Origin of the sequence: Phascolarctobacterium sp. ET69, from assembly GCF_023336935.1 — a bacterium.
Classification (GTDB): domain Bacteria; phylum Bacillota; class Negativicutes; order Acidaminococcales; family Acidaminococcaceae; genus Fusicatenibacter_A; species Fusicatenibacter_A intestinipullorum.
On record NZ_JAMBLR010000003.1, the window covers coordinates 338898 to 357586 of the forward strand.

At 47.3% G+C, this 18689-nt stretch carries 23 protein-coding genes; 21 read left to right on the forward strand and 2 right to left on the reverse strand.

What is annotated here, in order from left to right:
- Positions 1–35 precede the first annotated feature (35 nt).
- The 3 genes from rsmD (at position 36) to M3079_RS06835 (ending at position 1823) form a co-directional block, all read left to right on the forward strand.
- Positions 36–593 carry a 16S rRNA (guanine(966)-N(2))-methyltransferase RsmD gene (gene rsmD, locus M3079_RS06825; protein ID WP_249078204.1) on the forward strand — a complete coding sequence of 186 codons (558 nt, stop codon included), beginning with the start codon at positions 36–38 and terminating at the stop codon, positions 591–593.
- Positions 594–716: 123 nt separating this feature from the next.
- The gene (gene coaD / locus M3079_RS06830) at positions 717–1211 is read left to right on the forward strand and encodes a pantetheine-phosphate adenylyltransferase (protein ID WP_021715535.1); all 495 of its coding nucleotides are present in this window, start codon (positions 717–719) and stop codon (positions 1209–1211) included.
- 15 nt (positions 1212–1226) lie between these two features.
- Positions 1227–1823 carry a hypothetical protein gene (locus M3079_RS06835; RefSeq protein WP_021715534.1) on the forward strand — a complete coding sequence of 199 codons (597 nt, stop codon included), beginning with the start codon at positions 1227–1229 and terminating at the stop codon, positions 1821–1823.
- Positions 1824–1876: 53 nt separating this feature from the next.
- On the opposite strand, the gene M3079_RS06840 is transcribed toward M3079_RS06835, so the two are convergent.
- Complete coding sequence (locus M3079_RS06840) at positions 1877–3109, reverse strand: nucleotidyltransferase family protein (protein WP_249078207.1); 1233 nt, start codon at positions 3107–3109, stop codon at positions 1877–1879.
- 107 nt (positions 3110–3216) lie between these two features.
- Here M3079_RS06840 and M3079_RS06845 point away from each other — a divergent pair, with 107 nt between their 5' ends.
- From M3079_RS06845 to rnc, 12 genes are all read left to right on the forward strand, one after another.
- Complete coding sequence (locus M3079_RS06845) at positions 3217–4425, forward strand: acetate kinase (protein WP_349293349.1); 1209 nt, start codon at positions 3217–3219, stop codon at positions 4423–4425.
- Positions 4426–4494: 69 nt separating this feature from the next.
- Entirely contained in the window at positions 4495–4998 is a 504-nt protein-coding gene (locus M3079_RS06850; protein WP_021715531.1) for a DUF177 domain-containing protein, read from the forward strand.
- Positions 4999–5032: 34 nt separating this feature from the next.
- Entirely contained in the window at positions 5033–5215 is a 183-nt protein-coding gene (gene rpmF / locus M3079_RS06855; RefSeq protein WP_021715530.1) for a 50S ribosomal protein L32, read from the forward strand.
- Between the two features lie 193 nt (positions 5216–5408).
- Positions 5409–5999 carry a transcription factor FapR gene (gene fapR, locus M3079_RS06860; RefSeq protein WP_021715529.1) on the forward strand — a complete coding sequence of 197 codons (591 nt, stop codon included), beginning with the start codon at positions 5409–5411 and terminating at the stop codon, positions 5997–5999.
- Positions 5983–6990, forward strand: a complete 1008-nt coding sequence (gene plsX, locus M3079_RS06865) for a phosphate acyltransferase PlsX (RefSeq protein ID WP_249078208.1) — start codon at positions 5983–5985, stop codon at positions 6988–6990. The genes fapR and plsX overlap by 17 nt, the downstream gene beginning before the upstream one ends.
- 18 nt (positions 6991–7008) lie before the next feature.
- Positions 7009–8010, forward strand: a complete 1002-nt coding sequence (locus tag M3079_RS06870; protein ID WP_021715527.1) for a beta-ketoacyl-ACP synthase III — start codon at positions 7009–7011, stop codon at positions 8008–8010.
- Positions 8011–8033: 23 nt separating this feature from the next.
- A complete protein-coding gene (gene fabD / locus M3079_RS06875; RefSeq protein WP_021715526.1) occupies positions 8034–8981 on the forward strand; it encodes an ACP S-malonyltransferase in 948 nt (315 codons plus the stop codon).
- A 1-nt stretch (position 8982) separates the two neighbouring features.
- Positions 8983–9726 carry a 3-oxoacyl-[acyl-carrier-protein] reductase gene (gene fabG / locus M3079_RS06880; RefSeq protein WP_349293350.1) on the forward strand — a complete coding sequence of 248 codons (744 nt, stop codon included), beginning with the start codon at positions 8983–8985 and terminating at the stop codon, positions 9724–9726.
- 40 nt (positions 9727–9766) lie between these two features.
- Positions 9767–9997 carry an acyl carrier protein gene (locus tag M3079_RS06885; protein ID WP_021715524.1) on the forward strand — a complete coding sequence of 77 codons (231 nt, stop codon included), beginning with the start codon at positions 9767–9769 and terminating at the stop codon, positions 9995–9997.
- A gap of 83 nt (positions 9998–10080) precedes the next feature.
- On the forward strand, positions 10081–11031 hold the full coding sequence (locus M3079_RS06890) for a nitronate monooxygenase (protein ID WP_021715523.1): 951 nt from the start codon (positions 10081–10083) through the stop codon (positions 11029–11031).
- Between the two features lie 17 nt (positions 11032–11048).
- Complete coding sequence (gene fabF / locus M3079_RS06895) at positions 11049–12296, forward strand: beta-ketoacyl-ACP synthase II (RefSeq protein WP_249078210.1); 1248 nt, start codon at positions 11049–11051, stop codon at positions 12294–12296.
- Between the two features lie 20 nt (positions 12297–12316).
- A complete protein-coding gene (rnc, locus tag M3079_RS06900) occupies positions 12317–13024 on the forward strand; it encodes a ribonuclease III (protein WP_021715521.1) in 708 nt (235 codons plus the stop codon).
- Between the two features lie 62 nt (positions 13025–13086).
- Here rnc and M3079_RS06905 read toward each other — a convergent pair whose 3' ends face one another.
- The gene (locus M3079_RS06905) at positions 13087–13410 is read right to left on the reverse strand and encodes a multidrug efflux SMR transporter (protein ID WP_249078212.1); all 324 of its coding nucleotides are present in this window, start codon (positions 13408–13410) and stop codon (positions 13087–13089) included.
- A gap of 115 nt (positions 13411–13525) precedes the next feature.
- On the opposite strand from M3079_RS06905, the gene M3079_RS06910 reads away from it, so the two are divergent.
- The 6 genes from M3079_RS06910 to fusA all read left to right on the forward strand — a co-directional run bounded on the left by M3079_RS06910 (position 13526) and on the right by fusA (position 18660).
- Positions 13526–14542, forward strand: a complete 1017-nt coding sequence (locus tag M3079_RS06910) for a radical SAM protein (RefSeq protein WP_249078213.1) — start codon at positions 13526–13528, stop codon at positions 14540–14542.
- Entirely contained in the window at positions 14535–15032 is a 498-nt protein-coding gene (locus M3079_RS06915; protein WP_249078215.1) for a DNA-deoxyinosine glycosylase, read from the forward strand. The genes M3079_RS06910 and M3079_RS06915 overlap by 8 nt, the downstream gene beginning before the upstream one ends.
- A gap of 288 nt (positions 15033–15320) precedes the next feature.
- A complete protein-coding gene (locus M3079_RS06920) occupies positions 15321–15569 on the forward strand; it encodes a ribosomal L7Ae/L30e/S12e/Gadd45 family protein (RefSeq protein WP_021715517.1) in 249 nt (82 codons plus the stop codon).
- Between the two features lie 69 nt (positions 15570–15638).
- A complete protein-coding gene (rpsL, locus tag M3079_RS06925; protein ID WP_021715516.1) occupies positions 15639–16019 on the forward strand; it encodes a 30S ribosomal protein S12 in 381 nt (126 codons plus the stop codon).
- 43 nt (positions 16020–16062) lie between these two features.
- Entirely contained in the window at positions 16063–16533 is a 471-nt protein-coding gene (rpsG, locus tag M3079_RS06930) for a 30S ribosomal protein S7 (protein ID WP_021715515.1), read from the forward strand.
- 42 nt (positions 16534–16575) lie between these two features.
- A complete protein-coding gene (gene fusA / locus M3079_RS06935) occupies positions 16576–18660 on the forward strand; it encodes an elongation factor G (RefSeq protein ID WP_021715514.1) in 2085 nt (694 codons plus the stop codon).
- The last annotated feature ends 29 nt before the right edge of the window (positions 18661–18689 follow it).

The following is an 18689-nucleotide window of genomic DNA, read 5'->3' on the forward strand; positions in this document are numbered from 1 at the left end:
TACAAATATTATATTACAAGTACGGAGTTTTTAAAATGAGAATTATTACTGGCAGAGCCAGAGGGCTGAAGCTGACTACGCCCAAAAACTGGGATGTGCGCCCTACTGCCGACAGGGTGAAGGAATCGCTGTTTAATATTATCGGCAGCAAAATTATCGGCGCGCAGGTGCTGGATTTATTTGCCGGTACGGGTAACCTCGGGCTTGAAAGCTGGAGCCGCGGCGCGGAGAAAATTGTTTTTACCGATACAAGCAAAGAATCGCTGCGGCTGGTGGAAAGCAATATTGCCAAATGCCGGGCGCAGGAAGATACGGAAACAATTTGCGGAGATGCCTGCCAGCTGATAGGGCGGCTGCATAAAAAGGGCATGAGTTTTGATTTTATTTTTGCCGACCCGCCTTATAACAAGGGGCTGGTGCAGAAGGTTATTGCCGCGCTGGCGGAAAGCCCTCTTTTAAACGACGGCGGCTATTTAATTGCCGAACATTCGGCACATGACGAGCTTGGAACACTGCCGCCGCAGTTTGAACTTGTGCGCTGTGAAACTTACGGCGAAACAAAAATTAGCTTTATACGTTTTGCAAAAGTGTGAAAACATGTTACAATAGATAAAAGGTGCGGCAATTAAAGGAATATTACATTTTGTGTAGAATAAAGCTTTTAGAATATTGCCAAAATTTACCGTCTGCAAAGCAGATTTTAGGAGGTTAATAAAGTGCGCAGAGCAATTTGCCCGGGGAGTTTTGATCCGGTAACCAATGGCCATTTGGACATTTTTGAACGGGCAAGCCAGATGTTTGATGAGATTGTCATCAGTGTTTTTCACAATCCGGGAAAGGAAAAAGCAATGTTCAGCATGGAAGAACGTGTTGAAATGCTGCGTATGGCAACAGCGCATATCCCCAATGCCAGGGTTACCTGTTTTTCGGGTTTGCTGAACGAGTTTTGCAGGCAGGAAAAAGCTCCTTTTATTGTCAGGGGCCTGCGTGCATTTTCCGATTTTGAGTATGAATTTCAGCGTGCGCTGCTGATTAAAAAAATTGATAATAATCTGGAAACTGTTTTTATCATGACCAATGCCAATTATTCGTTTTTAAGCTCTTCCGGCGTGCGCGAACTGGCTACGTTTGGCGGCTGCATCCACGGTTTGGTGCCCGATAACGTTGAGGTGCGCATTAAGGAGCTGCTGGCGGAAAAACACTTGTTATAGAAAGAGGATGTTACGATGATAGACAAGAGTACCAGTGCTGCTTTAGACAGAATTTTTGATGAAATGTATAATCTTATTTCTGCGGCCAGCAGAATTCCGCTGACTGATAAAATCATTGTGGAAGAAAGCGATTTGGCTGAAATTCTGGATGATTTGAAGGAAGCCATTCCCCGTGAAGTAAAAAGTGCCGCCAAGCTTTTGGAAGAGCAGAAAGCCATAATCAACAAGGCCCACGAAGATGCCGACAATATTGTTGTGCAGGCCAAAACCGAGGCGGAACGCATTGTGGAAATTGCCAAGGCGGAAGCAGAACGCCTTGTACGCCAGGAAGAAGTTGTGCAGCAGGCACAGGCTTTTGCCGAGGATATTAAAAATACGGCTCTGCGCCATGAACAGGAAGTTAAGGAAGAAGCAGACGCTTATGCAGAGCGCGTAAAAATGGATGTGCTGCAATATGCCGATGATATGCTGGCGTATTTAAGCGGCAATTTGCAGTCTGCCCTGCAGGGCCTGAACGATAACCGCAATTCCGTTAACGACGAACGCCGCAAACTTGCAGCGCCGCAGGAATATTACGGCGATGAAATTCAGGACGACGAAGAAGAAAAATAATCAGGCAAAAATTTAAGCCGTTTACTCTTACGGGTAAGCGGCTTTGTTTTTTATCATGCCTGCTGAAAAGGCTGCGTTAAAAAATCGCTGTTATAGGTTTGGCAATAGTTTTGGCTGCGGTTTTGCAGTAATGCCAGCAGATTGGCGGCGTTAATATCCGTTTGCAGCTGGCGTATAATAAGTTCGTCTTTTGCGGCGTTGCCGGTGAGGCAGTTTTTAAAATTGCGGCCTATTTTGGTAATAATCGGCATCGAGGCCGTTTTGCGCATTTGTGCAAGCAGGCTGCGCCCGCGGCTGTTAAAAGCCAGCACGCGCAGGTATTGCGGTTTGGCTTCGGTAAAAATGGTTTTGTCGTTGCCAAGCAAAAGCTGCATTAACAGGCGGCGGATGCGCGATTTTGTATAGCGTTTACTGCTAACGCTGTTTACAACGCTTTGCATATCCGGGCAGGCAGCTGCTGCTTTTAACCGGTGTTCAAGGCCTTCGGTGCATTCGCAGGCAGCGGCAATTTGCTGCTCCGTAAGCATACAGAGCTTGTATAAAACAAGCGCGTCAAGTTTTGCTGTATTCCAGCCAAGCAAATTTAAAGAATGGAGCGTTTCCAGTAACTTGTGGCTGCGTTCCGGGATTTGTTTTAAAATTCTGCCGGAAAGCCCTGCGGCGGCGTATTCCGTACGTATGCCGCTGGCGCTGGCGTATTCGGCGCTTATATCGCTGCTGTTGTAGCCTGCACCGCAGCGGCGTATAACAAGCGGCTCAATTTGCGGCGCGTATTTTTGCAGGCAGCGGCAGTATTCAAGCGCCAAAATATCGTTTGCTTCCGCTGCGGCAAAAGTAAACCCGGCATTTTGCAAAAGCGTGGACTGGGCTGCGGCGTAAGAAGCGCCGCTTTTTATAATCGCGCGCAGTTCTTCCTGATGAGTGTTGATGAAGTGGGCGGCAGCTGCAAGCGTTTGTGTTTCCGCGGTTTCCGCGCCAAAAGCGAGGTAACCCGTAATTCCTGTCGCCGCCAAAAGCTGCACTGCGCCTGCGGCAAAAAATTCCGCGCTGCGGCACGAAAATACGGCAGGCAGTTCCAGTACAAGGTCTGCGCCGTTTTGCACGGCCATCTGCGCCCGCGCCCATTTATTGCAGAAAGCAGGTTCGCCGCGCTGCACAACGCTGCCGCTCATAACGGCAATAACGGGCAAATGGCCTCCGGCAAGGCGGCGCGCTTCGGTAAGATGCAGCAAATGCCCATTGTGGAATGGATTGTATTCGGCTATAACGCCGATAGATTTTTTCATAGGTTCACCTCAGAAAGTTTTACTGGCGGTTAAATGTCAAATAGTGTATACTAATAGTATATTAAAATTTACCCGGAAGTGCAAAACTAATTTTAGGGGTGAATACTGTGATTGTTTTTGTTGTTAATTGCGGCAGTTCTTCAATTAAATACCAGCTTATAAATATGAACGGCGAAAAGGTGCTGGCCAAAGGCTTGATTGAGCGTATCGGCATGGACGGTTCTGTTTTAAAGCATACTCCGGAAGGAAAATACACGGTGGATATTAACATCGACGTGCCCGACCATAACTTTGGCATAAAGCTGGCGGTGGATGCACTGGTAAATCCCGATTACGGCGTTATTAAAAGCATGAGCGAAATTGACGCTGTAGGGCACCGCGTTGTTCACGGCGGCGAACGCTTTTCCGATTCCGTGCTTGTAACGCCGGATGTGCTTGAAGGCATTGCTGCCTGCGCCGAGCTTGCGCCGCTGCACAACCCGCCCAACTTAAACGGCGTTAAGGCTTGCATGGCGTTAATGCCGCAGGTGCCGCAGGTTGTTGTTTTCGATACGGCGTTTCACCAGAGCATGCCTGAAAAAGCCTATTTATACGGCCTGCCTTATGAACTGTATGTAAAATACGGCGTGCGCCGTTACGGTTTCCACGGCACTTCGCATAAATACGTGGCTCAGGAAGCCGCCAGAATGATGGGCGGAGAAGTTTCGGATTACCGCATTATTACCTGCCATCTGGGCAACGGCTCAAGCGTGGCGGCTGTTAAATACGGCAAATCCATTGATACCAGCATGGGCTATACCCCGCTGGACGGGCTTGTTATGGGCACGCGCTCCGGCGAGATTGACCCGGCGATTATTCCGTTTTTAATTGTTAAAGAAAATATGGATGCCGAGCAGATTGACGAATATCTTAACCGCCGCAGCGGCGTTTTGGGCATCAGCGGGCTTTCCAGCGATTTCAGGGATTTGGAAAGCGCGGCGCACCGCGGCGATGAACGCAGCCAGCTGGCGATTGACGTTTTTGCTTACCGCGTAAAAAAATATATCGGCGCTTATACGGCGGCGATGGGCGGCGTGGATGCCATTGTGTTTACGGCAGGTCTAGGTGAGAATTCTTCTTCCATGCGCGAGAAAATCTGCGAAGGGCTGGAGTATCTTGGTACCGGCATCGACCCAGTGAAAAACAAGGCGCGCGGCAAAAACCAGGAAATTAATGTTGACGGCGCAAAGGTAAAAATTTTTGCAATTCCTACCAACGAGGAGCTTGTAATTGCGCGCGACACTGTAAATATCTGCCGCCGCATTATAAAATTGTAAGCCTGCGGGCGATAACTATTACTTGACAAAGCAGCTTCACATAGCTATAATTGATACGATTGGTGAAATATGATAAGAATAAATGTCGCAGAAATCAAAAAAAGACTTGTCGGAAGCAAAGAATTTTCGTATGAACTGACGCCTGATGAGCTGGGAATTACAGAAGCCGATTTAAAAATTACCGCGCCTGTTGTTTTAAAAGGCATGGTTGAAAATGCGGGCGACGTAATTTTGCTCAAGGCCGAAGCAGCAACGGAAATTGAACGCACCTGCGGACGCTGTCTTAAGGTTTATACCGAAAAGCTGAACGCCCAGGTGGTTGAAAAATTTTATCCGGCAGGAGCAGAAAACATTGAAAATGATGCTTTTATCTATGAATCAGATCTGCTTGATATAACAGAGCCTGTTCGAGAGAGCCTCCTTTTGGCAGTTCCTTTGCAAGCACTTTGCAGGGAAGATTGCCGTGGGCTGTGTCCGGTCTGCGGGGCTGACAGAAATGAAGGCGACTGCGGCTGTGATACAACTTCGGTTGATCCCAGACTGGCGGCATTAAAGCAATTCATCAAAAATTAAATTTTGCCTTACAGCTTGAGGAGGTGTACCAACAATGGCAGTACCAAAAAGAAAAATGTCTAAAGCGCGCCGTGATTCCCGCCGTGCAAACTGGAAGCTTACCGCTCCCGGCTTAGTTGAATGCCCGCAATGTCACGAAATGAAAATGCCGCACCGTGTTTGCCCCGAATGTGGTTACTACAATGGTAAACAGGTTGTAGCAAAAGACGCTGAGTAAAAAATACCCCCTAAGCCTCAGGCTTGGGGGTTTTTGCTTTTAACCGGATATTTGTTAAAGAGGCTTTGCAGCCTCTTTTTATTTTGCTGTTTTAAGGATGAAAAGCAGGTAAAAAATTTTGCTTGCTTTTTTTTATTTGTACTATTATAATAAATCCAGATATTAGGAGTAGGTATTAAAATAAGGTGATGTTATGAATTCTGCTAAAAAAGTAATACGGCATGAGCGCTTGTTTAAAATGCTGCAAAGAAACCCTTTTTTAACGGATGAGCAGCTTGCTAAAAATCTGGCGGTCAGCATTCAGACTATCCGTTTGGACAGGCTAAGCCTTAACATCCCGGAACTGCGCGAGCGCACGCGCCAGATGGCCGAGAACGCGCAGGTAAAGCTGAAAGCCATTGACAAAAAGGATATTGTCGGTGACCTGATTGACCTGGAACTTAATCATTCCGGCATTTCCATGCTGAAAATAACTCCTGATATGGTATTGGAAAAAACAGGTGTGGCAAGAGGCTATTATATGTTTGCCATGGCAAATACCCTGGCGCTGGCAGTTGTTGATGCCGAAGCGGCCCTTACCGGTGTGGGCAATGTTAAATACAAAGTGCCCGTATACGCAGGGGCTACGCTGGTGGCAAAGGCAGAGGTTATCCGCAGGGAGCTTAATAAATATATAATTTGGGTTAAAATAAGAAATAATAATGAGGAAGTATTCCGGGCAAAATTTATAATTGTACCCTGCCCGGACGAAAGGACGACACAGGCATATGAAAATCGCGCTTGATGTAATGGGAACGGACTATGGCCCGAAAGAACTTGTGCTTGGAGCGGTACAGGCTGTAAAAGAATTTAACTGTGAAATTGTGCTGGTAGGTGACCCGGAAACCATCGAGAACCTGCTGCGCGAATACAAAGCCGATACGGACAGCAGGCTCAGCATTTGTCCGGCAACGGAAGTTGTAAGAATGGACGAGCATCCTTCCATTGCCGTAAAAACAAAGAAGAATTCTTCTATTGTTGTGGCAACCCGCCTTTTGCGCGAGAAAAAATGCGATGCTCTGGTATCGTCCGGCAGTACCGGTGCTGCCGTTGCGGCTGCGCTGTTTTACCTGGGGCGCATTAAAGGCATTGAGCGCCCGGCTATTGCAACGCCGATTCCGAACCTTACCGGCACTACGGTGCTTTTGGACAGCGGTGCTAAAGTTGATGCCAAACCGGAACACATGGTACAGAGCGCACTGATGGGCAGCGTTTATTCGGAGCTGATGTTTGGCGTTGAGAAACCCCGCGTAGGGCTTTTGAATATCGGCGAAGAAGAAACCAAGGGCAACGAGCAGGCTTTGGCAACTTACCCGCTGCTGAAAGAAGAACAGCATATTAACTTTATCGGCAACGTTGAAGGCCGCGATATTAACAAAGGCACCGTTGATGTTGTTGTATGCGACGGCTTTGTTGGCAATGTTGTTTTAAAGTTTGCAGAAGGGCTTGCAAGTGCTATAATGGTAGTAATAAAAGACGCCATTTCCAAAGGCGGCTTAATGGCAAAACTCGGCGGGCTTTTGCTTCTGCCGACAATGAAAGCCTTAAAAAAACGTGCTGACGTTACGGAATACGGCGGTGCGCTGCTTTTGGGCGTTAAGGCGCCGTTTATCATCTGCCACGGCAACAGCAAGGCAAAATCCATTACCAGTGCGGTAAGGGTAGCCATTAACTTTGCCGAGCGTGACGTGGTAAAGCATATTGCTGAAATTGTCATCAGAGACGAAGAAAAATAAAGAAACGAGGATAAATACATGACTAAAGCTGTAAAACAAGTTGGTATTCTGGGTGTAGGCAGCTATCTTCCCAGCAAGATTTTGACCAACCACGACCTTGAAAAAATGGTTGATACCAGCGATGAATGGATTGTGCAGCGCACGGGCATCAGAACCCGCCATATTGCGGCTCCTGAACAGGCTACAAGCGACATGGCCCTTATCGCCGCAAGGCGTGCACTGGAAGATGCCGGTGTTGCCCCTGCCGACCTTGACCTTATCATTGTTGCAACCGCTACGCCTGATTACGGCGTATATCCTTCCACCGCCTGCCTTGTGCAGGACAGACTGTGGGCAACGCACGCAGCTGCGTTTGACCTTTCAGCAGGCTGCACTGGCTTTGTTTACGGTGTAAGCGTTGCTGCGCAGATGATTGCCAGTGGCGTTTATAAAAAAGCCCTTGTAATCGGTGCGGAAACCCTTTCCCGTATTTTGAACTGGGAAGACCGCAATACCTGCGTACTGTTTGGCGACGGCGCAGGCGCAGCCGTACTTGGCGAGGTTGAAGAAGGCTACGGCATTTTGGGCCTTGACCTTGGCAGTGACGGCGCAGGAAGCATTCACCTTATGCAGCCCGCAGGCGGCAGCAGAAAACCTGCCAGCCACGAAACCGTTGACGCCAAAGAACATACCGTACATATGAACGGCAACGAAGTATTTAAGTTCGCCGTAAAAATTATGGGAAAAACGGCTAAAAAATCCCTCGAACAGGCCGGCCTGACCAATGAAGATATTGATATGCTGGTACCGCACCAGGCCAATATCCGCATCATTCAGTCCGCTGCCAAGCATTTTAAAATGCCGATGGATAAAGTTTGGGTAAATATTGATAAATACAGTAATACTTCCGCAGCATGCATTCCTATCGCTCTTACGGAAATGCAGGACCAGCATGCCATGAAAAAAGGCGACAACCTGCTGCTTGTTGCTTTCGGCGCGGGCCTTACCTGGGGCAGTATTGTTCTTAAATGGTGTAAATAATTGGCGAAAGAGAGGCTATGTTAATGAGTAAAGTAGCATTTATTTTCCCCGGCCAGGGCTCTCAGAGCGTTGGCATGTGCAAAGATTTGTACGAAAACTATGCCTGCGCACGCAGGACTTTTGAAGAAGCTGACGAAGCACTCGGTTTTTCCATCAGCAAACTGTGCTTTGAAGGCCCGGAAGACCAGCTGCGCCTTACTTTTAATACCCAGCCGGCAATTTTAACTGCCAGCGTTGCCTGCGCAAGAGTTCTTGCCGAAAACGGCGTAACCTGCGAAATTGCAGCAGGCCACAGCCTGGGTGAATATTCCGCACTGGTGCAGGCAGAAGCACTTGATTTTGCAGATGCCGTACGCATTGTACGCAAAAGAGGCCAGTTCATGCAGGAAGCAGTTCCTGTAGGCGAAGGCAGTATGGCTGCCGTACTTGGCATGGACAGCGATAAAATTGTTGAAATCTGCCGCAGCGTGGAAGCTGAATGCGGCGAAGCAGTACAGGCAGTAAACTTTAACTGCCCCGGCCAGGTTGTAATTGCCGGTGCCGTTGGCGCAGTGGACAAGGCTCTTGTTGCTTTGAAAGAAGCCGGTGCAAAACGCGCAGTTCTCCTGCCGGTAAGCGCTCCTTTCCACAGCACTCTGCTCCAGCCCGCTTCCGACCGTCTGGCAGAAGTATTTAAAACCATTACTTTCCACGATGCTAAAATCCCCGTTATGGCAAACGTTAACGCCGAAGAAGTAACCAAAGCAGAGGTTATTAAAGAATCCTTAATCCGTCAGGCTGCTATGCCTGTGCTTTGGGAAACCGGCGTAAGAAAAATGATTGCCGGCGGCGTAGATACTTTTGTTGAAGTTGGCCCGGGCAAAGTTCTGTGCGGCTTTAACAAGAAAATTGACAAATCTGTAACTTCCCTTAACGTAGAAGATGAAGCAAGCCTTGCAAAAACACTTGCTTATTTCCAGGAGGTCCGTTAAAATGCTGTTAGAAGGCAAAGTAGCTTTAGTTACCGGGGCATCCCGCGGCATTGGCAAAGCAATTGCGCTTTTGCTTGCCGAAAACGGCGCAGATGTAGCCGTTAATTTTGCAGGCAGCACCGCTGCTGCTGAAGCAGTTGCTGCTGAAATTGAAAAAATGGGCAGAAAAGCCATTCTCGTGCAGGGTGACGTTTCCCAAACCGAAGTTTGCGCTGAAATGATAGATAAAGTGGTTAAAGAACTCGGCCATATTGATATTCTTGTTAATAATGCCGGTATTACCCGCGATACCCTGCTTCTGCGCATGAAAGAAGAAGATTGGGACGCTGTTCTCAATACCAACCTTAAAGGTGTGTTCAACTGCACCAAAGCAGCTGTAAAATATATGGCAAAACAGCGCAGCGGCGCAATTGTAAATATCAGCTCCGTTGTTGCTTTAATGGGCAATGCAGGCCAGGCCAACTATGCTGCTGCCAAAGCAGGCATTTTGGGCTTTACCCGCAGCGTTGCCAAAGAAATGGCTGCCCGCGGCATCAGGGTTAACGCTGTTACCCCCGGCTTTATCAAAACCGATATGACCAGCGTTCTTTCCGAAAAAGTTGTTGCTGCAATGGAAGCTTCCATTCCGCTTGCCCGTCTGGGTGAGCCTGAGGATATTGCCAAAGCGGTACTGTTCCTTGTGAGCGATAATGCCGCTTATATAACCGGCCAGACTTTACATGTCGACGGCGGTATGGTAATGTAATAATGTATTATCAAACTACCTTGGAAGGAGGTGAATCGTAATGAGCACTTTCGACAAAGTTAAAAACATCACCGTAGAACAGTTGAGTGTTGACCCGGAAGAAGTAAAAATGGAATCTTCCTTCATCGACGATTTGGGCGCTGACTCTCTTGACATCGTTGAATTAATCATGGCTTTCGAAGAGGAATTCGGCGTTGAAATTCCTGACGAAAAAGCAGAAAAAATCCGCACTGTTGCGGACGCAGTTAAAATGTTGGATGAAGAAAAATAATTTATCCGCAGTTTGGCGGGAGGCATTAAGCCTCCCTGCCAAGTTTTAAAAGTTGCATCTTAACCAGAAATGGGGGATATTTGTTGAAATTACCAGTGCTTAAAATAGGTGATAAAGTAGCTGAAATGCCAATATTTCAGGGAGGCATGGCCATCAGGCTTTCGACTGCGCGCCTTGCAGGTGCTGTAGCAAGAGAAGGCGGCGTAGGCCTTGTAGCTGCGTCCGGCCTTGAGCTTGATGAACTGCGCCAGGAAATCCGCCTTGCGAGAAAACTGAGCGAAGGCAGAGGCATGATTGGCATTAACGCTATGGTGGCAGCACGCGCTTTTGCGGACCTTATTACAACAGCAGCTGAAGAGAAAGTTGATTTGCTTGTTGCCGGCGCCGGTTTTTCAAGAGATATTTTCGCCATCGGCCGCGCCTACAACGTAGCAGTTGTTCCTATTGTTTCTTCCGTAAAGCTGGCTAAAATTTCCGAAAAGCTCGGCGCTTCGGCAATTGTTGTTGAAGGTACGGAGGCAGGCGGCCATCTGGGCACGCAGGAATCTATCAAAACTATTCTGCCGGATATTATTAAAGCTGTAAAAATTCCGGTTATTGCCGCAGGCGGTGCTGTTTGCGGTGCTGATGTAGCCGAACTTCTGAAGCTTGGCGCCAGCGGCGTACAAATGGGCAGCCGCTTTGCTGCCAGCGAAGAATCCAACGGTGCTCCTGCTCTGAAGGAATTTTATCTCAAAATGACTAAGGAAGATGTTGTGCAGATTGACAGCCCGGTTGGTTATAAGGGCCGCGCAATTTTAAATCCGTTTGCACAAAAGGTTCTTGACGGCAATCCGCCGCGTCCTACAACCTGCGACGCCTGCCTCAAGCATTGTTCCCGCAGCTTCTGCATTATCAGGGCGTTAACCCGTGCACAGCAGGGCGATGTGGAAACCGGTCTTGTTTTTACCGGTGCAAATATGTGGAAGATTAAGGAAATTCTGCCTGTTAAAGAAATTTTCAGAAGGCTGAAAGAAGATATAGAAAAAATTTAAATTTGAGGTGATTTGTTTTGAAGAGAAGAGTTGTTATAACCGGTGTAGGTGCTATTACCCCTATCGGTATCGGCAAAGATGAATTTTGGAACAATCTGGTTGCAGGTAAATCCGGCGTAGGCCCGATTACCCAGTTTGATGCCAGCGAATACGGCACAAGAATTGCCGGTGAAGTAAAGGATTTTGATTTTTCCAAATACGGCGATAAAAAAGAAGGCAAACGCATGGACCGCGTTACCCAGTTTGCAGTTGCCGCAGCTAAAATGGCTGTTGAAGATGCCAAACTTGACCTTAACAGCATTGACCCTGTAAGAGCAGGCGTTTGCGTAGGCAGCGGCATTGGCGGCATGCATACTTACCTGGAACAGACCTTGAAATTTGTTGAAAAAGGCCCGTCCAAAATCAGCCCGTTCTTTATTCCTATGGAAATTCCGAATATGCCGGCAGGCCAGATTTCCATTGCTCTTGGTTTTAAAGGCCCCAACATGGCTATTGTAACCGCATGTGCAACCGGCACCCACTGTGTTGGCGAAGCTTTCAGAATTATTCAGTACGGCGATGCCGATATTATGATGGCAGGCGGCAGCGAAGCTGCTATTAACCCGCTGGCAGTAGCAGGCTTCGGCAACATGAAAGCTCTTTCTACCAATAACGAACACCCCGAAAAAGCATCCTGCCCGTTTGATAAAAAACGTGACGGCTTTGTTATGGGCGAAGGCGCAGGTGTGCTTGTTCTGGAAGAACTTGAACATGCACTTAAACGCGGCGCACATATCTACGCAGAAGTTGCAGGCTACGGCATGACTGCCGATGCTTACCATATCACTGCTCCGGACCCGAGCGGCGAAATGCCGGCTGTATGCATGGAACTTGCCATTAAAGATGCAGGCATCAGCCCGGACGAAGTTGATTACATCAACGCTCACGGCACTTCTACTCACAGAAATGACCTGAACGAAACTCTGGCAGCCAAGAAAATTTTTGGCGACCATGCTTATAAAATGATGATCAGTTCCAACAAATCCATGACCGGCCACCTCCTTGGTGCAGCAGGCGGCGTTGAAGCCATTGCAACCGCTTTAACCATTGATAACGGCGTTGTTCCGCCTACTATCAACTACGAAGACCCAGACCTTGAAGAAGGACTTGACCTTGACTATGTGCCTAATGTTGCCCGCAAAGCAGAAGTAAGAGCTGCGCTTTCCAACAACTTCGGCTTTGGCGGCCATAATGCATGCATTCTTCTGAAAAAATACAAGGCATAAGCACAGAAACGGTGATTGCTATGCAAAGTAAGCGTAAGGAAGAGCTGCTTGAGTTTTGCAGGCAGCTTGGAATTACCATGAATAATTTAGATATTTTAAATACAGCGCTGACACATACTTCCTATGCCCATGAGGCTAAAGAACAGCCGCGCCCGGAACACAATGAACGCATTGAATTTTTGGGTGATTCTGTTTTAAGTATTATCGTCAGCACCTATATGTACAAAAACTTTCCAAAACTTAATGAGGGTGAACTTACCAAGCTGCGTGCCCACATTGTTTGTGAAACTTCACTGGCACAGTATGCGCATAAAATTTCTCTCGGCAAGTACCTGCGCCTCGGCAAAGGCGAAGACCTTTCCGGCGGACGCAACAGGGCTTCTATCCTGGCAGATGCTTTTGAATCTGTTTTGGGTGCATACTATATCGACCAGGGGCTTGCCTCCGCAGAAAAATTTTTGCTGGGGTTGATGAAGCAGGAACTTGATTTTATTTGCGAACACGGAATTTATTCCGATTATAAAACACGTTTGCAGGAAGTAGTTCAAAAAGACGGCGATGTGGAAATTACCTATGAACTGATTGATTCCAGCGGGCCGGAGCATAACAAGTCGTTTACGACTGTTGTTTCGGTTGCAGGCAGGGTTATCGGCAAAGGCATAGGGCACAGCAAAAAAGAAGCTGAGCAGCACGCTGCAAAAAGTGCTTTGGAAAAACTTAAAAAATAAAGTAAAACGGTTTCGGGCTGAATACCTGAAACCGTTTTTTGTATGCCTTAATTAAATTTTGTTTAGTGCGCAGGTCCGAAAAGGTTTAAAATTATAACGCCTGCCACAATAAGGGCAATGGCAAAATAGCCTGCCGGGGAAAGCGCTTCATTGAAAAGAAAAACTGAAATCAGCGTTGCCGCTACAATGCCTATGGCGCACCATATTGCATAAGCAATGCTTAAATGCAGGTATAAAAGCGATTTGGAAAATAAATAAAAGCATAACCCGTAAGCGGCAAGCGTTGCAAGTGAAGGGTAAAGTTTGGTAAATCCTTCGGAATATTTAAGGCATGTTGTGCCGATAAGTTCAAGGCTGATTGCCAAAGCAAGATATAAATAACCCATAAAAATTCATCCTTTATATTATTTTGCACCTGCTATTCTAACATATATAAACGGGGCTTGCAATTGCCGTATTGACGATGCGGCGGCAGCAGAATATAATGCAGGTAAGAATACAATGAAAGGTAAAGTTATGAGCATTATTCCAATTTTTATTCCGCACGCAGGCTGCCCGCATCAGTGCGTTTTTTGCAACCAGAAGAAAATCAGCGGGCAAAAAACGGCATCGGCAGAGGCAGTGCGGCAGCAGATAGAAAAATATTTACAATGGATTAAACCGGGCAAAGAAAACGAAGCTGCTTTTTACGGCGGTTCTTTTACCGGCCTTGATATGAATTTACAGGAAGAACTTTTCAAGCCGGTTGATAAACTTTTGCAGGAGGGAATTATTGGCAGCGTGCGCTTATCGACGCGGCCGGATTATATAGATGAAGAAAGGCTGGCTCTTTTAAAAAAGCATAATGTAAGCACGGTGGAACTGGGCGTACAGTCTTTGGATGACAGCGTTTTGGAGCTGGCCGGGCGCGGCCATAATGCGGCAAGCGTTGTAAAGGCTGTTGAACTTTTGCGCGCACATGGTTTTAAAACAGGCTTGCAGCTGATGTGCGGCATGCCCGGGCAAACCGAGGCAAGCTTTATGGATACCGTTGCGGAAAGCATTGCCTTAAAACCGGATATGGTAAGGCTTTATCCGCTTTTGGTAATTAAAGATACACCGCTTGAAGAAACGTACCGCAGCGGAAAGTTTACTCCGCTTGGAGTGGAAGCTGCCGCGGAGCTTTGTGCAGCAGCTTTGCAGAAATTTACCGGTAACGGCATTAATGTTATCCGCATCGGCTTACAGCCGGATGACGAATTGTGCAGCCCCGGAAATATTGTAGCAGGCCCTTTTCATCCCGCTTTTGGCGAGATAGTGAAAAGTATGGCTGTCAGAAACGAACTTATGCCGCAAATTATGGCGCTGGTTAATGCAGGCAGGAGCAAAATAAAAATTTATGTGCCGCAGAATATGGAATCGAAACTGCGCGGGCAGCATAACAGTAATATTAAGTGCTGGCAAAAGATGGGCGCCTGTATTGAAGTTATAAAAACTAAAAACGCTTCCATATATTTGGAGGGTGAAAATAATGAGTGATATTTGCAAGTGCTTTGCGCCGGTAGAAAATGCCGGTTGTACAATTTTAATATTAGGTTCAATGCCAGGGGAGCGCTCGCTGGAGCTGCAGCAGTATTACGGGCATAAAAATAACCGCTTTTGGCGTTTAATGGCAGAAATTTTTAATAATGGCGAAATGCTTGATGATTATGAGGAGCGCAAGGCTTTGCTGCTGCGCAGCAATGTTGCCCTGTGGGATGTTCTGGCGTTCTGCCGCCGTGAAGGCAGCCTCGATTCGGCAATACGCGATGAGGAATATAATGATTTAGCCGGTTTCATTGCCCGCCATCCTAAAATAAGGCGTATTTGCTGCAACGGCGGTAAAGCCTATGCTGCGTTGAAAAAATATTGCCGCACAAACAGCATAAACGGCGTGGAAATTTTGGCGATGCCTTCAACAAGCCCGGCAAATGCCAGATGTAATTTTGAAAAATTAAAAAATATTTGGGCGCCAGCCCTTTTGAATTGACCTGAAATTTAAGAAAATTTAAAGTTTTTTATTTGTTTTTTGCTTTTATCGCTTAAAATTTTTGCGGCGGAATTGTGAAAAAAGGCGTAAAACAGACATTTTTATGTGTAAAGAATATAACAAAAACGCCATTTGAAACACAAGGCAACGTGTAAAGAAAGAAGCCCGTAAAATGGGCGCTGAGGCCTGCAAAAAAAGTTGCAAAAAATATTGACAAGCCTTTTTTGTAATGGTACAATATATCAGTATCACGGAACAGTTATGCCCTTTTTCAGGAGGAACAGCCAGATGCTGAAGCAATTAACAGAAGCAACTAAACATGTCGTTGGTGTTAAGCAAACGGCAAAAGCGGTTGAAAAGGGAACGGCAAAGCTGGTATTTATCGCAGCCGATGCCGATATCCGCATAAGCCGCCCGCTTTTGGAAAGCTGCGAAGCCGCCGGTGTAAAAGTAATAACCGCGGATTCGATGCACGAACTTGGCAAAGCATGCGGCATTCACGTTGGGGCTGCTGCCGCCGCGGTGCTTAAAGACTGATAGGGACTTCCGCCAGTCGGGAGTTTTTATAATCATTCAAATCTAATTATTCGGGAAGGAGGTGCCGATATGCCTACAATTAACCAATTAGTCCGCAAAGGCAGACAGGTTGCAATTGAAAAATCCACCGCTCCGGCATTGAAAGAATGCCCTCAGAAACGCGGCGTTTGCACCAGGGTTTATACCACAACCCCTAAAAAACCTAACTCTGCTCTGCGTAAGGTTGCTCGTGTCCGTTTAACCAACGGCATCGAAGTTACCGCATATATTCCGGGTATCGGTCACAATCTGCAAGAACACAGCGTTGTTCTTATTAGAGGCGGAAGGGTAAAAGACCTTCCGGGCGTGCGTTACCATATCATTCGTGGTGCACTTGATACTGCTGGCGTTGCTAACCGCAGCCAGGGCCGTTCCAAATACGGCGCTAAACGTGCTAAAGCAAAAAAATAAGCAGTATTAACTGATTTCACGAAATGATTAAGGAGGGAAACACATGCCTAGAAAAGGCCCTGTTACTAAAAGAGACGTACTGCCGGATCCGGTGTATGGCTCCAAATTATTAACCAGATTCATCAACAAAATCATGCTTGATGGCAAAAAAGGCGTTGCAGAACGCATTGTATATGATGCTTTTGATCTTGTCCGTGCTAAAACCGGCAAAGATCCCCTTGAAGTATTTGATGCGGCTATGAAAAACGTTATGCCGCTCCTTGAAGTACGTGCCCGCCGCGTAGGTGGCGCAAACTACCAGGTTCCGGTAGAAGTACGTGCTGACCGTAAAACCACTCTTGGTATCCGCTGGCTGGTAAACTACTCCCGCCTGCGTGGTGAAAGAACCATGTGCGAACGCGTTGCCGGCGAAATTATGGATGCCGCCAACGGTACCGGCGCTGCTGTTAAAAAACGCGAAGATACCCATAAGATGGCTGAAGCAAACAAAGCGTTTGCTCATTATCGCTGGTAATTTAACCAGAACCCTGATTTTTATTAGAGGGAGGACGAAAAAGTGGGCAGAGAATTTCCACTTGAGAAAACAAGAAATATCGGTATCATGGCTCACATCGATGCCGGTAAAACCACCACGACCGAACGTATTCTGTTCTATACTGGCCGCGTTCATAAAATCGGCGAAACCCATGAAGGCGCTGCTACCATGGACTGGATGGAACAGGAAAAAGAACGTGGTATTACCATTACTTCGGCTGCTACAACCTGCCACTGGAAAGGCCACCGTATCAACATCATTGATACCCCGGGCCACGTTGACTTCACTGTAGAAGTTGAACGTTCTCTGCGTGTCCTTGACGGCTCTGTTGCAGTTTTCTGTGCCAAAGGCGGCGTTGAACCTCAGTCTGAAACCGTATGGCGCCAGGCTGATAAATACAGCGTACCTCGTATGGCTTATGTAAACAAAATGGATATTACAGGCGCGAACTTCTATAACGTAGTTCAAATGATGAAAGACCGCCTCGGTGCTAATGCAGTACCTATCCAGCTTCCTATCGGCTATGAAGATACTTTCGAAGGCATGGTTGACCTTATTAAAATGAAAGCTATCGTTTATGGCGATAAACTCGGCAAAGACGAAGAATTCGTTGAAATTCCGGAAGATATGAAGGAAAAAGCCGAAGAATACCGTCAGGCTCTTATCGAAGCAGTTGCTGAAAGCGATGACGACCTGATGATGAAATATCTTGAAGGCGAAGAACTCACCGAAGAAGAAATCATGACAGGCATCCGCAAACAAACCATTGCCTGCAAAATGACTCCGGTTTGCTGTGGTTCTTCTTATAAAAACAAAGGCGTTCAGCCTTTGCTTGATGCAATTGTTGCATTCATGCCGGCTCCTACCGACATTCCTCACATCAAAGGCGTTAACCCGGAAACCGGCGAAGAAGATGAACGCCCGTCCAGTGATGAAGAACCGTTTGCAGCTCTCGCATTCAAAATCATGACTGACCCGTATGTAGGTAAACTCGCATTCTTCCGCGTATATTCCGGTACTCTTGAATCCGGTTCCTATGTATATAACTCCACTAAGGGCAAACGCGAACGTATCGGCCGTATCCTGCAAATGCATGCTAACCACCGTCAGGAAATTGAAAAGGTTTACGCAGGTGATATCGCAGCAGCAGTTGGCCTGAAAGATACCACTACCGGCGACACCCTCTGCGATGAAAAAGCTCCTATCATTCTCGAATCCATGGTATTCCCGGATCCTGTTATTTCCGTAGCAGTTGAACCTAAAACCAAGGCTGACCAGGAAAAAATGGGCATTGCTTTGCAGAAACTCGCTGAAGAAGACCCGACCTTCCGCGTACGTACCGACCCTGAAACCGCTCAGACCATTATCTCCGGCATGGGCGAGCTTCACCTCGATATTATCGTTGACCGTCTGCTCCGTGAATTCCACGTTGGCTGCAGCGTAGGTAACCCGCAGGTTGCTTACCGTGAAACCATCCGCAAATCCGTTAAGGCTGAAGGCAAATTCGTTCGTCAGTCCGGCGGTAAAGGCCAGTATGGTCACTGCTGGTTGGAACTCACTCCGCTGGAACCCGGCGAAGGCTTCAAATTCGACAACAAAGTTGTCGGCGGTGCTATTCCGAAAGAATACATCGGGCCTGTTGAAGCAGGTGTTAAAGAAGCTATGGAAAACGGCGTAGTTGCCGGTTATCCGATGGTAGACGTTGGCGTAACTGTCTACGACGGCTCTTACCATGAAGTTGACTCCTCTGAAATGGCATTTAAGATTGCCGGTTCTATGGGCTTCCGTGCTGGTGCACTGAAAGCTGACCCGGTTATTCTTGAACCTTACATGAAAGTAGAAGTTACCGTTCCTGAAGAATACATGGGCGACGTTATCGGCGACCTGAACTCCCGCCGCGGCCGCATTAACAGCATGGAAGCACGCAATGGTGCCCAGGTTATTGATGCATTCGTTCCGCTGTCTGAAATGTTCGGTTACGCTACCGACCTGCGTTCCAAAACTCAGGGCCGCGGCAACTACTCCATGGAAGTTGACCATTACGAAGAAGTTCCGAGAAATATTGCCGAAGCAATTATTGCTAAAAACAAAGGCACCCAGGCCTAAGAAATTACCTGTTTAAGGAGGATACAATA

Bases quoted from the DNA above. Each gene is read 5' to 3' on its own strand.
- M3079_RS06835 (WP_021715534.1), top strand. From the start codon at position 1,227: ATGATAGACAAGAGTACCAGTGCTGCTTTAGACAGAATTTTTGATGAA.
- M3079_RS06920 (WP_021715517.1), top strand. From the start codon at position 15,321: ATGCTGAAGCAATTAACAGAAGCAACTAAACATGTCGTTGGTGTTAAG.
- fapR (WP_021715529.1), top strand. From the start codon at position 5,409: ATGAATTCTGCTAAAAAAGTAATACGGCATGAGCGCTTGTTTAAAATG.
- M3079_RS06850 (WP_021715531.1), top strand. From the start codon at position 4,495: ATGATAAGAATAAATGTCGCAGAAATCAAAAAAAGACTTGTCGGAAGC.
- M3079_RS06905 (WP_249078212.1), bottom strand. From the start codon at position 13,410: ATGGGTTATTTATATCTTGCTTTGGCAATCAGCCTTGAACTTATCGGC.
- rsmD (WP_249078204.1), top strand. From the start codon at position 36: ATGAGAATTATTACTGGCAGAGCCAGAGGGCTGAAGCTGACTACGCCC.
- fabD (WP_021715526.1), top strand. From the start codon at position 8,034: ATGAGTAAAGTAGCATTTATTTTCCCCGGCCAGGGCTCTCAGAGCGTT.
- M3079_RS06910 (WP_249078213.1), top strand. From the start codon at position 13,526: ATGAAAGGTAAAGTTATGAGCATTATTCCAATTTTTATTCCGCACGCA.
- plsX (WP_249078208.1), top strand. From the start codon at position 5,983: ATGAAAATCGCGCTTGATGTAATGGGAACGGACTATGGCCCGAAAGAA.
- rpsL (WP_021715516.1), top strand. From the start codon at position 15,639: ATGCCTACAATTAACCAATTAGTCCGCAAAGGCAGACAGGTTGCAATT.
- M3079_RS06870 (WP_021715527.1), top strand. From the start codon at position 7,009: ATGACTAAAGCTGTAAAACAAGTTGGTATTCTGGGTGTAGGCAGCTAT.
- fabG (WP_349293350.1), top strand. From the start codon at position 8,983: ATGCTGTTAGAAGGCAAAGTAGCTTTAGTTACCGGGGCATCCCGCGGC.
- rnc (WP_021715521.1), top strand. From the start codon at position 12,317: ATGCAAAGTAAGCGTAAGGAAGAGCTGCTTGAGTTTTGCAGGCAGCTT.
- M3079_RS06915 (WP_249078215.1), top strand. From the start codon at position 14,535: ATGAGTGATATTTGCAAGTGCTTTGCGCCGGTAGAAAATGCCGGTTGT.
- M3079_RS06840 (WP_249078207.1), bottom strand. From the start codon at position 3,109: ATGAAAAAATCTATCGGCGTTATAGCCGAATACAATCCATTCCACAAT.
- M3079_RS06885 (WP_021715524.1), top strand. From the start codon at position 9,767: ATGAGCACTTTCGACAAAGTTAAAAACATCACCGTAGAACAGTTGAGT.
- rpsG (WP_021715515.1), top strand. From the start codon at position 16,063: ATGCCTAGAAAAGGCCCTGTTACTAAAAGAGACGTACTGCCGGATCCG.
- rpmF (WP_021715530.1), top strand. From the start codon at position 5,033: ATGGCAGTACCAAAAAGAAAAATGTCTAAAGCGCGCCGTGATTCCCGC.